Raw genomic sequence first — 15,011 nt, forward strand, 5'->3', positions numbered from 1 at the left:
TACTGGCACTACGAGCAACCCGAACCCGGCACCCTCACCGCCACCTCACTCACCGGCAAAACCTACACCACACTGCCCCAACCACCCCCGTTCTAGCGGGTAAATCGGTTCCTTGAGATGCGGAGGAGGGGCGGCGTCACGGGGCAAGCCGCGCCGGGGACATCGTGATGAAGCGGGCTAGGGGGATAGCGAGCTGATGAGGCGATACCCGGGGTTCGTCAAAGTAAGCGCCAACGGCAGGCTAGTGCAGGCAACGTCATGCTCAGGCCAGCCGAGGCCATGTCACCAGTAGACAGGAGCAGGCACAGCCACCCGCAGACCGGTGTAGGACACGTTACCGGCAGGCCAGTGTAGGCAACGTCACCCGCAGGCCAGCCAAGGCCATGTCACCAGTAGACAAGAGCAGGCCAGCCACCCGTAGACCGGTGCAGGACACGTCACCGACCGGCCAGCGCAGGCCGGGTCAGGCCGTAAACTCCTTCACGTTGCAGGCGATCCGTTCCGGGCCCGGCGGTTCTCAGCCAGGCTGGACTATCTGACCCTTACTGAGGATGGTAAGTCCAGAATCGGTCACCGTGTAGCCGCGGCTGATGTCCTTGGCCTTGTCCACGCCAATCGAGGCTCCGGCCGGCACCCTGACGTTCTTGTCGATAATCGCCCGTCGGATCACCGCACCCGGACCCACAGTCACTTTGTCCATCAGTACCGAACCGGATACCGACGCGCCCTCATCGACAAACACGTCCGTCGCCAGAATTGAGCCCAGGACCTCGCCACCGGAGACCACGGCACCGTTGGAAACAATCGAGTCGTGGGCAAAACCTGAGCCCCCTGACGCGCTCCGCACAAACTTCGCCGGGGGAGAGACACTTTGCCGGGTGTAGATCGGCCACTGCAGGTTGTACAGATTGAACAGGGGCAGCGGCGAGATCAGGTCCATGTTGGCGTCGTAGTACGAGTCGAGCGTTCCGACGTCGCGCCAGTACTGCCGGTCCCGGTCGGTGGAACCGGGAATGTCATTGGAGGTGAAGTCGTAGACGGCTGCGTCCCCACGCTCGACGAAGTACGGGATGATGTCCCCGCCCATGTCGTGCTTGGTGTTCAGGCGAGCCGCGTCCTCTTCAAGAGCCTTGACCAGCGCATCCGCGGTAAAGACGTAATTGCCCATTGAGGCAAGGAAACTGTTGGGATCGTCCGGCAGCCCGGGAGTGGTCTTTGGCTTCTCCACGAAGCCCGAGATCCGGCCGGACCCGTCGGTCTGGATCACGCCGAACTGGTCGACGAGGTTCATCGGCTGACGCACCGCGGCGACACTGGCCGACGCGCCACTGGCAATGTGAGCCGCGACCATCTGCTCAAAGTCCATCCGGTAGACGTGGTCGGCACCGATGACGACGACGATGTCCGGGTTCGCGTCATGGATCAGGTTCAGAGACTGGTAAATCGCATTCGCGCTGCCCAGGAACCAGCTCTTGCCACGCCGCTGCTGGGCGGGGACCGACGCCACGTACTGCTGCAGCTGGGTGGACATGCGCCACGTCTCGGAGATGTGGCGGTCAAGGCTGTGGGATTTGTACTGCGTGAGCACCACGATCTCCAGGTACCCCGAGTTCACCAGGTTCGACAACGCGAAGTCGATCAACCGGTAGATCCCGCCAAAAGGTACCGCCGGCTTAGCACGGTCGGCCGTCAGCGGCATCAGCCGCTTCCCTTCGCCGCCGGCGAGGACAATCGCCAAAACCTTTTTCACTGCCACCTATGGCCCCCTGTACTGCTATAGCTCTTCATTGAGTTGGTACCCCTGACTGACTCACACTAGATGAGATGGCCGCGCTGCACTACGTTTGGAAACGTGCGTATAGATATTGTGACAAAAGAATTCCCACCCGAGATCTACGGCGGCGCCGGAGTGCACGTCGCCGAGCTGAGCCGGGTGCTGGCCAGCCAAGTGGATTTGCGGGTCCACTGCTTCGGAGCGGAGCGTGACCCCAACTATCACGGCGCCACCGTAAGCACCTACCGGGCGCCCGCAGAGTTGGCGTCCTCAAACGCCGCTGTGCAGACCTTCGGCACCGATCTGGCGATGCTGGATGGGCTGGCTGGCACCGACCTGGTGCACTCGCACACCTGGTACGCCAACATGGCCGGACACCTCGCGTCCCTGCTGCACGGCGTCCCGCACGTGCTGAGCGCGCACAGCCTCGAACCGTTACGCCCCTGGAAGTCCGAGCAGCTCGGTGGGGGCTACGCTCTGTCCTCGTGGGCTGAACGGACCTCCTACGAGGCCGCCGCCGCCGTCATCGCCGTCTCCCACGGGATGCGGGCGGACATTCTGCGCAGCTACCCCGGGGTGGACCCGGCCAAGGTCAAGGTCGTCCACAACGGCATCGACGTGAGCATGTGGGAACGCGACGCCGACGACGACGCCGTCCGGAAACTCGGCATCGATCCTGACCGGCCCAGCGTGGTGTTCGTGGGACGCAATACCCGGCAGAAGGGTGTCCCGTACCTGCTCCGGGCCGCGGCACTGCTGGACCCGGGGGTGCAACTTGTGCTCTGCCTGGGCGCCGCCGACACCCCCGAACTGGCAGCCGAAACAGCCGAACTCATCGCCGAACTTGAAGCCAGGCGGGGCTCGGTGATCCTGATTGAACGGATGTTGCCCCGGCAGGAACTCATCCGCGTGCTCAGCACCGCCACGGTGTTCGCGTGCCCGTCGATCTATGAACCGCTGGGCATCGTCAACCTGGAGGCGATGGCCTGTGGTGCAGCGGTGGTCGCCAGCGCCACGGGCGGCATCCCCGAGGTGGTCGACGACGGTGTGACCGGCACCCTGGTGCCACTGGAGCAGGTGACCGACGGGACCGGAATCCCGCTGGACCCCGAGCGGTTCGTCAAGGACTTCGCTGCCGCCGTCAACGCCCTTGTGGCCGACCCGGCACGGGCCCGCCAGATGGGCGAGGCAGGTCGCCGGCGTGCTGAGGAACATTTCTCCTGGGACTCGATCGCCGAGTCGACCCTGGAGGTCTACCGCGCGGCAATCGGTTGACCCTGGATTCCATGACCGTCGATCGGGATCCCCGGGGGATCAGGGACCCGGCGGCGGTCGACAGCCCGCCAGCTGCCAGCGTAAGGTTTCGTACCACTATCCACCCGGGAGGACCCAGCAGTGACCGACACCCCTAGCCCCATCAGTTCCGGTTCACCGGACTCACCCGATTCACCTGACTCGGCGGACTCACCGGATGAGGTGCAACTCCCCGACCCCAAGGAGACCGAAGTCGATGAAGCCGTGATGGACGAGTCGGCTGATAATCCCGCGCTGGATGTCGGGCAGGTCACTACCCCCGTGGATGAAGAAAACGAGGATAGCGACCCGCGCCAGACGTAGACGGGAACCGAGGCCTTAACCGAGCCTCCGGGCGGGACGGACGCTCCGGCCTGCACCGGGATTCGGTCAGGCCTGGAGCGCACCTCCCAGATCGCAGCGCCCGGGGCGCATTCCCAGAGCGCAGCGCAACGCAAACCGGATTAGCGCTTGGCTTTGGCCTTCTTCTCGCGTGCCAGGACCGTCTTCTCATCGATCGGGAAGCTTCCGCTGGCCCGCTGCTGCCGTGCGTAGGCCCTCGCCTCGTCCTGGCGTTCTTTCTCCGCACCGGTAGCGATCGCTGCGCGAAGGTGCTCCGGACCGTAGCCGAACGCATCAACCAGGTCGACGGCGTGCGGCCGGATCTTCACCAGCAGACGGTTGATGTAGGGGGACAGGGTCCGGGCACGCTGGGTGGAGAGCCTGCCGTGCATGAGGTACCAGGCCAGGTTGCGCTCGATCAGGCACAGACCGAAGAGGTCACGCAGCCAGGTCAGCACCTGCTTGGTACCCGCGTCCTCCGCCTGGTGGACGGCAGCGGTGAACGCCTCCCACTGCAACAGTTCGGCGTGGGCCTTGGCGGTCTCGATGAGCTCGTTCTGGTGCTCGTTGAACTTCTTCGCTGCCGCCTCCTGGGACAGCTTCCGGACGCCACGGAGTTCCCCGGCCAGGTCAGCAACCATCGCCTCCACCCGGTCCGACAGCAGTTCGTGCTGGGTGTGCTCGTCCCGCAGGGCGATAGCTGACTTCCGCTCCGAGCCGCCGTCGACAACTGTCTGCACTACCCGGCGCAACCCTGACCGGTGCAGAGTCTTCTCCGCTTGCTGAGTGACCACGTAGCGCGCCAGCACGCCGAAGTCGACGCCGCTGAATTCCTTGGCATAGTCAGCCAGCAGACGTTTCGCGACGAGCTGCAGCAGCACATTGTTGTCGCCCTCGAAGGTTGCGTAGACGTCCATGTCGGCACGCAGCGAGGTGAACCGGTTCTCGGTGAGGAAGCCAGCTCCGCCGCACGCCTCGCGGCACTCCTGCAGGGTGTCGAGAGCATGCCAGGTCGACAACGGCTTCAGCGCAGCTGCCAGCGTCTCAAGGTCCTGGCGGTCCTCGTCGGTGTCGTGCGCGCCTGAGAAGACGTCGTCGAACTTGGCCAGCAACTCCTCATGGGCAAACGACGCTGCGTAGGTCGCCGCAATGCGGGGGAGCAGCCGGCGCTGGTGCTGCTGGTAGTCCATGAGGACCTCTTCGGTGAGGTCGGAACCGGCGTTGAACTGACGGCGCTCCACCGAATACTGGACGGCGGTCTTCAGTGCCAGCTTGGTGACGGCCACGGCTGCCCCGTCGAGGGACACCCTGCCCTGCACCAGGGTGCCGAGCATCGTGAAGAACCGCCGGCCGGGGGAGGCGATGGGCGAGGTGTATACGCCGTCGCTGTCCACGTTGCCGTACCGGTTCAGCAGGCTGGTGCGGGGAATCCGCACCCGGGTGAAGTGAAGGCGGCCGTTGTCAATCCCGTTCAGGCCGCCCTTGAGTCCATCGTCCTCGCCGCCGACGCCCGGCATGAAGTTGCCGTTGGCATCCCTGAGCTGGACATAGAACGCGTGGACTCCGTGGTTGACGCCGTTCGTAATGAGCTGGGCAAAGAGCACCGCTGCGCGGCCGTCGATTGCGGCATTGCCGATGTAGTCCTTCCACGCGGCCCGGAACGGCGTGTGGATCTCGAACTCGTCGGAGTCCGGCTGATAGACGGCGGTGGTGGCAATGCTCGCGACGTCGGACCCGTGACCCGTTTCGGTCATGGCGAAGCAGCCGGGAATGTCCATGTTCATGATGCCAGGGATCCAGGCACGGTGATGTTCTTCGGTGCCCAGGTGGAGCACCGCGCTGCCGAAGAGGCCCCACTGCACTCCCGCCTTGATCTGCAGCGACGGGTCGGCAACCACCAGCTCCTCGAAGCCGGCAATGTTGGCGCCGTGATCGTCCTCCCCGCCGAGGCTTGCCGGGAAGGCGCGGTGGACCGCCTTGTTCTGCACCAGGTAGTGCAGCTGGTCGAAGCAGCGGCTCCGCTGCTCGGCGTGGGACTCGCCTTCGACCCGGTGGACTTCCGGCCGGCCGGCGAGCTCACGGGCGACCCTGCGGGTCGCTGCCCACCGACCCAGCAGGAGCTCGCCGAGGGCAGCGACGTCGACGACGGCGCGGTCGTCGTCAGCGATGGTGGCGGTGGCCGGAACCTTGAGCTCGGGCCGCGTGGCTGTCTGTGTCATGGGGTGTCCTCCAGAACGGATGTGATCGTGTCAGGTGATGGAACGTGGTTGGCGATGCCCTCGAAGAGCCACGTGGTGAGCTGTTCGCTGAGTTGGGCTTCAGTGGGTTTGGTGGGGCTTTCGGGGGTGGCAAGCCAGAGCTCTCCGGCAGCCCGGACCATGCCGATGGCCGCCTGCGGCCAGAGGGTGAGCGCGGGACCGCCGAGCTGCCTCGCCCGCGGGTCGGATGCCAGGAAAGACTGCATCGGACTGGCCAGCATGTCGGTGACCGCTTCGAAGAAGTGGCTTAGCAGTTCGGAGCTGTGGGGATCCGCCGGGTTGGTGAGCGCATCGGGGGCGCCCAGCCGGGTGACGAAGGCGTAGACATTCGGCGAGGTCTGGGCCATTTGCAGGTAGGCGGAGACCATTGCGTGCAGGCCTTCGCGCGGCGACGCAGCCTGCCGGGCCGCAGCGAGCACCTTGTCCTGCATCTGCGCGATCACCACTTCGCCCATGGCCTGCTGCAATCCGGCCTTGTCGCCAAAATACCGGTAGTACACGGACTTCGAAGTGCCGGCGGCGGCGGCAATATCCTCCATTGACGCCGCATACCCCAGCGAGTGCACGGCACCGCGCGCCGTTTTGACCAGGGCGCGACGTCGTTTGTCCCGGTGGGCCTGCCAACGACTGGATCGACCATCGCCGGCCGCAGCACCTTGCTGGGCGGGAGGTCTGGACTTGAGCGCCTGCTTGTTCACGATACTCAGCGTATCAGGTACGCTGGGTATCGGTAACTGATTGGAACCAGAAGGAGAAGCACAGCATGGTCGACCAGGCAGCAGGACAGCGCAGCGCGCAGTCCTCCCCATCCGTCCGCAACGCGGTCGTCATCGGCGGGAACCGGATTCCGTTCGCCCGCTCCGGTGGCGCCTACGCCTACTCGTCCAACAAGGACATGCTGACGGCGGCTCTGGACGGTCTCGTGGCCCGGTTCGGACTGCAGGGTGAGCGGATCGGCGAGGTCGCTGCCGGGGCTGTGCTGAAGCACTCACGTGACTTCAACCTGACCCGCGAGGCGGTACTGGGATCAGCCCTCGCCGCAGACACACCCGCCTATGACGTACAGCAGGCCTGCGCGACCGGACTGGAAACCGTGATCGGTGTGGCCAACAAGATCAAGCTCGGCCAGATCGAGTCGGGCATCGCCGGTGGTGTCGACTCGGCGTCCGATGCACCCATCGCCGTCAGCGAAGGTCTGCGTCGCGTCCTCCTGGACCTGTCACGGGCCAAGACCACGCCCCAGAAGCTTTCCATCCTGAGCCGGCTCCGGCCCCGGGACCTCGCCCCCAACGCTCCAACCACCGGGGAACCACGCACGGGCCTGTCGATGGGCGAACACCAGGCCATCACCACTGCCCGCTGGGAGATCTCCCGCGAAGCGCAGGATGAGCTGGCCCTGAATAGCCACCACAACCTGGCCGCCGCGTATGAACGGGGCTTCTTCAGCGACCTGGTCACCCCCTACCGCGGTGTCACCCGTGACGCCAACGTCCGGGCTGACACGTCACTGGAAAAGCTGGGTCGGCTCAAGCCCGTCTTCGGCAAGAGCCTGGCCGCCACAGCCACGATGACCGCTGGCAACTCGACCCCACTCACGGATGGCGCCGCCACCGTGCTCCTCGGCTCGGAGGACTACGCCCGCAGGAACAACCTGCCCATGCTCGCGAACGTGGTTGACGCCGAGGCGGCCGCGGTGGACTTCGTCCATGGCGCCGAAGGCCTGCTGATGGCCCCGGTCTACGCGATGCCGCGCATGCTGCAGCGCAACGGACTCACCTTCGACGACTTCGACTTCTTCGAAATCCACGAGGCTTTCGCCGGCACCGTCCTCAGCTCGCTCGCCGCCTGGGAGAACGAGGACTTCTGCCGCAACTCCCTCGGTCTGGACGGGGCCCTCGGCAAGGTCGATCGGAGCAAGCTCAACGTCAACGGCAGCTCTCTGGCAGCCGGCCACCCGTTCGCCGCCACCGGCGGTCGGATTGTGGCCACGTTGGCCAAGGCCCTTGCCGACAAGGGCTCCGGCCGCGGGCTGATCTCCGTCTGCGCCGCCGGCGGCATGGGTGTCGTCGCTATCCTGGAGGCACGCGAAAAGTGACCGACAAGTACCTCAACCTCGTCAACTCCGGCCCTGCCGGAAAGATCGCCCGAAAGCTTGGCCTCCCCAAGCCTGCAGTGCTGCGCCGGTACCGTCGCGGCGCGCCGCTGGTTCCCGGTCCACTCCTCGTGCTCGGCTCGTCACCGGCAGCGGACAGCCTCGCCACGGAGTTGCTCGGCTGGGACCAGGATGTCCGCCGTCACGCCCGGCCGGGGGAGAAGCTCGGTGCGATCGTCGTCGTGCTGGAGAACCTCACCGAGCCCGGCGAGCTTGCCGCTCCCATCCTGGAGCTTGGTCAGGCGCTGCGCCAGCTGGAACGCGGCGGCCGGATTGTCGCCGTGTCCCGCCCCGCCCGTGAGACAGCCAACCCCGCGGAGGCGGCTGCCCGCCAGGGCGTTGATGGCATCGTCCGGTCGATAGGACGTGAGCTGCGCGCCGGTGCTACCGCCAACGGGATCGTGCTGCGCGACGGTGCACCCATTTCGGCTGCCGCCGGAACGCTCCGCTTCCTGCTCTCGGGCAAGAGCGCCTTCGTGAACGGTCAGTTCATCACGGTTGGAGGTACCGGTCAGGATGCCACCCAGGACGAGGACCGGCCCCTGCACGGCCAGACCGCCGTCGTCACCGGCGCGGCCCGCGGCATTGGTGCGGAGATCGCAGCGGTGCTGAGCCGCGACGGTGCATCCGTGGTGGTGGTTGACGTTCCCGCGGCCGGTGAGCAACTCGCCGCCGTCGCCAACCGGATCGGAGGCACCGCCCTACAGCTGGACATCACCGCTGACGACGCCGCCGCCAGGATCCTCGACCAGGTGCAGCAGCGGTCCGGTTCGCTGGACCTGCTGGTGCACAACGCAGGGATCACCCGGGACAAGCTGCTGGCCAACATGGACTCGGCCCGGTGGGACTCGGTGCTGGCGGTGAATCTTGCCTCGCAGCTGCGGGTCAATGAGGCACTGCTCGCGTCCGACGTGTTCGCGGCGTCGGGCCGCATCGTCTGCCTCGCCTCCACCAGTGGCATCGCCGGTAACCGGGGGCAGTCCAATTACGCAGCTTCGAAGGCGGGCGTGATCGGCATGGTCCGGAGCACCGGGAGCACGCTCGAGGGCACCGGACGCACCATCAACGCTGTCGCACCAGGCTTCATCGAAACCGAGATGACCGCGCGGATGCCGTTCGCTACCCGAGAGGTGGCGCGGCGCCTGAGCAGCCTGCAGCAGGGTGGCCAGCCGATCGACGTTGCCGAGACGATCGCGTTCCTCGCCTCACCGGTAGCCGCCGGGGTTAACGGCGAAGTGGTCCGCGTCTGCGGGCAGTCGCTGGTGGGCGCGTGAGGGACGTCGCCCTGGACTCGGTTCCGGGGTTGCCGGCGCTGTACCGTAGCGCCCTCCTAAGCAGCATCCCGTTGCCGTGGGCGGACGGTGCGGTGCAACGCACTTCCGACGCGGCAGCGGTGACCCTGCCGGAGGTTCGCCACCGCGCGTCCGGTGTCCAGGCCACGGTCGGGGACCTGACCCGGTTCCAGCAGTTGATCGGTGCCCCCGCGCAGGATGCGTTGCCGTCGGGCTTCGTCCACACCATTGCCTTCCCCGTGGCCATGAGCGTGATGGCCCGCAAGGATTTCCCGTTGCCGCTACTCGGCATGATCCATCTGCGGAACGCAGTGGAACACCGGCGTGCCATCGGATTCGGCGAACAGCTTGACATCGCTGCCTGGGCCGAGGACCTGAGACCGCATCATGCCGGTACGCAGGTGGACCTGGTCACCGAGGTCAGCAGCTCCGGTGCAGTGGTGTGGACGGGACGCTCGACCTATCTTGCGAAGGGTGCCCGGCTCGCCGGGCCGGCTCGCGGGACGAAAGAGGAGCGCACGCCGTTTGTGCCGCCCCCACTCACGGCCGTCTGGAACCTCCCGGGCAGCATCGGCCGCAGCTATGCGGCTGTGTCGGGGGACTACAACCCAATTCACCTCACCGCGCTGACCGCGAAGGCACTCGGAATGCAGCGGGCCATTGCGCACGGCATGTATCTTGCCTCGCGGATGGTGCAGGAAACCAAGCCTGCAGGGGTCGAATCGTTCTCCTGGAGCATCGACTTCCGCTCACCAGTCCTGCTACCCGCCCGGGTGGCAATCGCTGTCACACCGCAGAGTGAGGCGGGGGTGTGGCAGGGTGCTGGCATCACTGGCTGGAACCACCGGCGGGGGCGGGAGCACTTTGTTGGCAGCCTCGCAAGGCTGGCCGGGGTTCACCCCTAAACTGGGTCCATGAGTGAGAACACATCCCTGCTGAGCCGCGCCCGCACCCTCGACGCCGAGGATCCCCTCGCCGGGTACCGGGCGCGGTTCGAGGGGCACGACGATCCGGACATTGTTGCCTACCTGGACGGCAACTCGCTCGGGCGGCCCCTCACCGACACCCTGCAGCGGCTCGAATCGTTCGTGCGGGAGCAGTGGGCTGGCAGGCTCATCCGCGGCTGGGACGAGGGCTGGCTGGGGCTGCCGGAGCAGGTGGGAGACCTGATCGGGCGGGTAGCGATCGGCGCCGCGGCTGGACAGTGCACGGTAGCCGATTCGACGAGCGTGCTGCTCTACAAGCTGGCCCGTGCGGCGGTGGCCGCCCGCCCGGACCGCACCGAGATCGTCATTGACCGGGACAATTTCCCCACCGACCGGTTCATCATGGAGGGCATCGCCGCAGAGCGGGGCCTGCAACTGCGTTGGGTCGATCTGCAGTACGACGGCGGTGCCACCGCAGCGGAGGTCGCCGCCGCCGTCGGCCCCCAGAGTGCGCTCGTGGTTCTCAGCCATGTGGCCTACCGGTCGGGCCACCTGGCGGACGTCCCGGCCATCACCCGGGTGGTGCACGACGCCGGCGCGCTGGTGCTGTGGGATCTGAGCCATTCGGTGGGCTCGGTCCCCGCCGAGCTCGACCAGTGGGACGTCGACTACGCCACGGGGTGCAGCTACAAATACCTCAACGGCGGACCGGGAGCGCCCGCCTGGGCGTACGTGGCGCAACGGCACCTCGCGGATTTCCAGCAACCCATTCAGGGCTGGCTCGGCAGTGCCGACCCGTTCGGGATGGGATCCGATTACGAACCGGCCCCGGGCATCCGCCGGCTGGTCTCGGGTACCCCACCGATTATCGGCATGCTGGCGATGCAGGACATGCTCGGGCTGATCGGCGAGGTGGGGATGCCTGCCGTCAGGGCGAAGTCGATCGCCCTGACCTCGTTCGCCATCGAGGCTGTCGAGGAGCTGATGGAGGGAGCCGGCGTCGTCATCTCCTCACCCCGGGATCCGCAGAAGCGCGGCAGCCACATCACGATCGACCACCCGGCGTTCCGGGATCTGGTGCCGGAGCTGTGGGCGAAGGGCGTCATCCCGGACTACCGCAACCCGGCGGGCATCCGGCTGGGTCTCTCGCCACTGTCAACGTCGTTTGAGGAAACCTATCTCGGTATCCAGCGGATCGCCGAGAGTCTGCCCCGGGCGCTGAACTAGCTAGGTCGGCTGAGAGGTCACCAGCCGACGTTCCGCCAGCTACTTAGTCAGGGAGCGGCTCCCGGGTTCCCGTCACGGCCCAGTACCCGACCGCCCTGGCCTTGTAGATGGCCGGGTTGTGGGAGGAGACGGTTCTGGCGTTCCGCCAGTGCCGGTCCAAGGAGCGCCCGGCAGCAGTGGCCGACGCGCCGCCCACCTCGAACAGGCGACTGGTGGCGTTGAGCACCTGACTGACCGAGACAATCTGCGCCTGGCTTACGGCGATCTCCGCGGCATCCACCGCGGCCCTCGCGTCGTCAGGATGCCCGGAGGCGAGTGACCAGCGGGCGGCCTCCAGCTTCCGCGCCGCCGCCGCGACCGTGGCCGCCGCGGCGAACGAGGTACTCGAGAGCTCGCCGAGTACCGCCAACACCTGCGGGTCCTCACGCGGCAGGGCCGCCGTAGCGTTCACGTACGAGCGGGTGCGTGGCCTCACGAAGGAGGCGCTTACATGTGCGAACGTGTGCACATATACTGAGGGGGTTACGAGCTGTTTCGTTCCGGACGGCTCGCCCCCTTTGGATGAGAGGACACTTCGTGCTTGAAGTACTCAGGGTGACCGCCTACAGACGACTCTTCACGGCCCAGGTGGTGGCCTTGGCGGGAACGGGTCTCCTCACCGTTGCCCTGGGTCTACTCGCCTATGATCTGGCGGGAGCGCGGGCCGGGACGGTGCTCGGAACGGCTCTGACGATCAAGATGCTGGCCTACGTTTTCGTTGCACCCGTCATGGCGGTACTGGTGGAACGGGTACCCCGGAAGGCCGTCCTGATCGGCGCGGATCTGATGCGCACTGGTATTGCACTCACGTTGCCATTGGTCGATCAGGTCTGGCAGATCTATCTGTTGGTGTTCATTTTGCAGTCCGCATCGGCAACGTTCACACCCGCGTTCCAGGCGTTGATTCCAACTCTTCTACCACGGGAGCGCGACTATACCCGGGCGCTGTCCCTTTCCCGCCTCGCCTATGACCTGGAGTCAGTACTCAGCCCGATCCTGGCGGCGGCGCTCCTGACTTTCATGAGCTTTCACCTCCTTTTCGTCGGCACCGCTGTGGGTTTCCTTCTGTCGGCCGCGATGGTCGTCGCCACCCCACTACCCCCTCAGCAGATCACCGTACGACGCACCTCGGTTCTTCACCGGACCACCCTCGGTACGCGAATTTTTCTTGGTGAGCCGACCCTCCGTGGACTCATGGCGCTGAATTTTGTCGTGGCCTGCGGGACTGCCCTTGTGCTGGTGAACACCGTTGTCTACGCATTGGAGCTGTTCGAAGGAACAAATACCGACCTTGCCATTGCTCTGGCCTGCTACGGCGCAGGTTCCATGGCTGTCGCCCTCACGGTTCCACCTCTTCTTGACCGCGTGACGGATCGAACCCTGATGATTGCGGGAGGCGGAGTGATCTCACTAGGCCTGGGATTGGCGGGGGTGCTTGCCGCTGCTGGGCAGTCCTGGGTTCTTCTGCTCGCGGTGTGGACTGTGCTGGGTGCTGGGACCTCGATGATCAACACTCCATCTGCACGGCTACTCAGGAGAGCTGCTACCAGCGCGTCGCGGGCCCACCTTTTCACCGCCCAGTTCTCGCTGTCGCACGCCTGTTTCATCCTGACCTACCCGATCGCAGGGTGGTTGGGGGCGACCCTGGGGCAAGAGGCAACGGCAGGGATTCTTGCGGGCTTGGCTACACTGGGGGTATTGGCGGCACTGAGGCTGTGGCCTAGAGGTTGGAGCCCGATTTCCGGGGAAACAGCGACTGTCCAGGAGGCACATCAATGACTGACCGCCAGTTACAGCCGGAGCCGAGCCTGCACCATTCTGGATCCCCGGATGACCTGCGGCTGGAGGCGGGAGCAGCCGTGTTCAAAATGCTCGCAGACCCTACCCGGCTCCACCTTTTGTGGCTCCTCACCCAGTCACCGGCCGATGTGACCGCCCTGGTAGATCACACCGCTGCCTCGCGGACGTCTGTGAGCCAGCATCTTGCAAAACTTCGGTTCTCGGGTCTGGTGACCACAAGAAAAGAAGGCCAGCGCGTGGTGTATAGCATCGCCGACGGCCATCTGGCCCGGCTGGTACGTGAGGGCATGAATCTTGCAGATCATCGCGTGACCGGGGAACCCATCCACGGCTAGCGGCAGCCCGGTCAGCCCTGCTGGTCAACAATAATCGTAGAGACATCAAACTCGATCACGATTGTCCACCCCAGAGTGAGGGAGTTCCAGCCAGGTCACGAGAATCGAAGGATCTGGGCGCTCTACTGGACGGCCAGCAGTAGCTTATCCGGATCGATCGCCTTCGCCAGGAGCTGAGACTATCCTTCGCATTCGGCGCAGTACTTATCGCCGTTCTTCTCGCGTGCGAGCTGGGTGCGGTGCTTCACCAGGAAGCAGGACATGCAGGTGAACTCGTCTTCACGCTCGGGAATGACGGAGATGAGGAGTTCTTCCTCCAGGACGGCGCCGGGAAGATCGAACCCTTCAGCAGTGTCGCTCTCATCGGTGTCAATAGTTGAAGACTGGGTGGTGGCGCTGCGTTGAGCCTGAATCGCTTCGAGCGATTCGTTGACAGGCTGGTCTTCGGGCCTGACGCGTGGTTCGTCGTAGTCTGTTGCCATGCGGGCGTTGCTTCTCCTTCAGTTGTGTGATCAACCAGAGTACAGGGATCACCGGCCGTGATTGGCCGGCTTACGCTATAAGCGTCTAGAGGGGCCTTTAAGTTCCTTCAACGTCGACGAGATTCCCTCCGCGTCGACGAAACTCCTTCGGAGACCGCCGGTGGTGAGTGTATCGGGGCTACCCAACGGCTGCAGTGTCCTTCTTCGGACGTGACCTAAAGGCCAGCCCGTGAGTTTGGCCACACCTCGAGCTCTGAGGCTCAGACATCAAGCTCTGAGGCTGAGGACAGCCGCGATGTTGACGGCCGCCCATGCCTCGGGTCCTGTCCCTGCGGTTACTTGTTCACCTGACTGAGTGCGGATGGCTAGGCTGGGTGGATGGCAACAGTGATTCTCGTGCGACACGGCCGCACGACAGCGAATGCGTCCGGACTACTGGCCGGACGGACGGCAGGCGTCAGCCTCGACCAGGTGGGACGCGACCAGGCGGCGCTCACCGGCGAACGGCTCGCGGTAGTACCGGTGGTAGCGGTGGTGTCCAGCCCCCTGGAACGCTGCCAGCAGACCGCGGAGTTCATCCTGGCCCGTCAGAGCGGCTCTCCGGCGACGCCAACCGCCGTCGACCTCACCGAGTGCGACTACGGGCAGTGGCAGGGCCGCACCCTCAGCGAGCTCGCGGCCGAGCAGCTGTGGTCGGTGGTGCAGTCCCAACCGTCAGCAGCCACCTTTCCCGGGGGCGAATCCATGGCAGCGATGCAGGCCCGGGCGGTGGCCGCAATTCGTCGCCTCGACGCAGCCTTCGAAGCCGAGCATGGGCCCAACGCCATCTGGGTGGCGGTGAGTCACGGTGACATCATCAAATCGATCCTCGCCGACGCGCTCGGCGTCCATCTGGACCTGTTTCAGCGCATCAATGTGAACCCCGCTTCCGTGTCGATCGTTAGGTACGGCGAGAGCCGACCGAGCGTCATCGCCACCAATACTGACGGAGGGGACCTGTCGTGGTTGTCGAGCAGCCCACCTGCGGTCGATGCGCCGGTGGGCGGCGGAGCGGGACATCAGGCACCAACGGCTCCCATCGCATAAAATAA

At 65.6% G+C, this 15,011-nt stretch carries 14 protein-coding genes; 9 read left to right on the top strand and 5 right to left on the bottom strand.

The features are described 5' to 3' along the window. Positions 1-517 precede the first annotated feature (517 nt). Positions 518-1,756: a glucose-1-phosphate adenylyltransferase gene (gene glgC, locus IWX64_RS15195; protein WP_196867972.1), complete on the bottom strand. Its 1,239-nt coding sequence runs from the start codon at positions 1,754-1,756 to the stop codon at positions 518-520. Between the two features lie 96 nt (positions 1,757-1,852). Here glgC and glgA point away from each other — a divergent pair, with 96 nt between their 5' ends. Together glgA and IWX64_RS15205 are read left to right on the top strand one after the other, a co-directional pair. Further along, positions 1,853-3,049, top strand: coding sequence for a glycogen synthase (gene glgA / locus IWX64_RS15200; protein ID WP_196867973.1), 1,197 nt, complete (start codon positions 1,853-1,855; stop codon positions 3,047-3,049). Between the two features lie 120 nt (positions 3,050-3,169). Beyond that, positions 3,170-3,391, top strand: a complete 222-nt coding sequence (locus IWX64_RS15205; RefSeq protein WP_196867974.1) for a hypothetical protein — start codon at positions 3,170-3,172, stop codon at positions 3,389-3,391. Between the two features lie 140 nt (positions 3,392-3,531). On the opposite strand, the gene IWX64_RS15210 is transcribed toward IWX64_RS15205, so the two are convergent. Together IWX64_RS15210 and IWX64_RS15215 are read right to left on the bottom strand one after the other, a co-directional pair. After that, on the bottom strand, positions 3,532-5,628 hold the full coding sequence (locus IWX64_RS15210) for an acyl-CoA dehydrogenase family protein (RefSeq protein ID WP_196867975.1): 2,097 nt from the start codon (positions 5,626-5,628) through the stop codon (positions 3,532-3,534). Continuing rightward, positions 5,625-6,365 (bottom strand): TetR/AcrR family transcriptional regulator, encoded by a 741-nt coding sequence (locus IWX64_RS15215; protein WP_312883988.1) that lies wholly within the window; start codon positions 6,363-6,365, stop codon positions 5,625-5,627. Before IWX64_RS15215 ends, IWX64_RS15210 begins: the two co-directional genes overlap by 4 nt. 65 nt (positions 6,366-6,430) lie before the next feature. Between IWX64_RS15215 and IWX64_RS15220 the strand changes: the two genes are divergently transcribed. The 4 genes from IWX64_RS15220 to IWX64_RS15235 are packed head-to-tail and all read left to right on the top strand — an operon-like array spanning position 6,431 to position 11,264. Continuing rightward, a complete protein-coding gene (locus IWX64_RS15220) occupies positions 6,431-7,762 on the top strand; it encodes an acetyl-CoA C-acetyltransferase (RefSeq protein ID WP_196867976.1) in 1,332 nt (443 codons plus the stop codon). After that, positions 7,759-9,093 (top strand): 3-oxoacyl-ACP reductase, encoded by a 1,335-nt coding sequence (locus IWX64_RS15225; RefSeq protein ID WP_196867977.1) that lies wholly within the window; start codon positions 7,759-7,761, stop codon positions 9,091-9,093. The genes IWX64_RS15220 and IWX64_RS15225 overlap by 4 nt, the downstream gene beginning before the upstream one ends. Further along, a complete protein-coding gene (locus IWX64_RS15230; protein ID WP_196867978.1) occupies positions 9,090-10,016 on the top strand; it encodes a MaoC/PaaZ C-terminal domain-containing protein in 927 nt (308 codons plus the stop codon). Before IWX64_RS15225 ends, IWX64_RS15230 begins: the two co-directional genes overlap by 4 nt. Before the next feature lie 9 nt (positions 10,017-10,025). Next, positions 10,026-11,264, top strand: a complete 1,239-nt coding sequence (locus IWX64_RS15235; protein ID WP_196867979.1) for a kynureninase — start codon at positions 10,026-10,028, stop codon at positions 11,262-11,264. A 43-nt stretch (positions 11,265-11,307) separates the two neighbouring features. Here the strand turns inward: IWX64_RS15235 and IWX64_RS15240 are convergent, their stop codons facing one another. After that, the gene (locus IWX64_RS15240) at positions 11,308-11,739 is read right to left on the bottom strand and encodes a hypothetical protein (RefSeq protein ID WP_334683338.1); all 432 of its coding nucleotides are present in this window, start codon (positions 11,737-11,739) and stop codon (positions 11,308-11,310) included. A gap of 101 nt (positions 11,740-11,840) precedes the next feature. Here IWX64_RS15240 and IWX64_RS15245 point away from each other — a divergent pair, with 101 nt between their 5' ends. Together IWX64_RS15245 and IWX64_RS15250 are read left to right on the top strand one after the other, a co-directional pair. After that, complete coding sequence (locus IWX64_RS15245; RefSeq protein WP_196867981.1) at positions 11,841-13,082, top strand: MFS transporter; 1,242 nt, start codon at positions 11,841-11,843, stop codon at positions 13,080-13,082. Beyond that, the gene (locus IWX64_RS15250) at positions 13,079-13,438 is read left to right on the top strand and encodes an ArsR/SmtB family transcription factor (RefSeq protein WP_196867982.1); all 360 of its coding nucleotides are present in this window, start codon (positions 13,079-13,081) and stop codon (positions 13,436-13,438) included. The genes IWX64_RS15245 and IWX64_RS15250 overlap by 4 nt, the downstream gene beginning before the upstream one ends. 179 nt (positions 13,439-13,617) lie before the next feature. Here the strand turns inward: IWX64_RS15250 and IWX64_RS15255 are convergent, their stop codons facing one another. Continuing rightward, the gene (locus IWX64_RS15255; protein WP_019482691.1) at positions 13,618-13,920 is read right to left on the bottom strand and encodes a DUF4193 domain-containing protein; all 303 of its coding nucleotides are present in this window, start codon (positions 13,918-13,920) and stop codon (positions 13,618-13,620) included. Positions 13,921-14,298: 378 nt separating this feature from the next. Between IWX64_RS15255 and IWX64_RS15260 the strand changes: the two genes are divergently transcribed. After that, positions 14,299-15,006: an MSMEG_4193 family putative phosphomutase gene (locus tag IWX64_RS15260; RefSeq protein WP_196867983.1), complete on the top strand. Its 708-nt coding sequence runs from the start codon at positions 14,299-14,301 to the stop codon at positions 15,004-15,006. Positions 15,007-15,011 lie beyond the last annotated feature (5 nt).

This window comes from Arthrobacter sp. CAN_A212 (assembly GCF_015752345.1).
GTDB lineage: Bacteria > Actinomycetota > Actinomycetes > Actinomycetales > Micrococcaceae > Arthrobacter_D.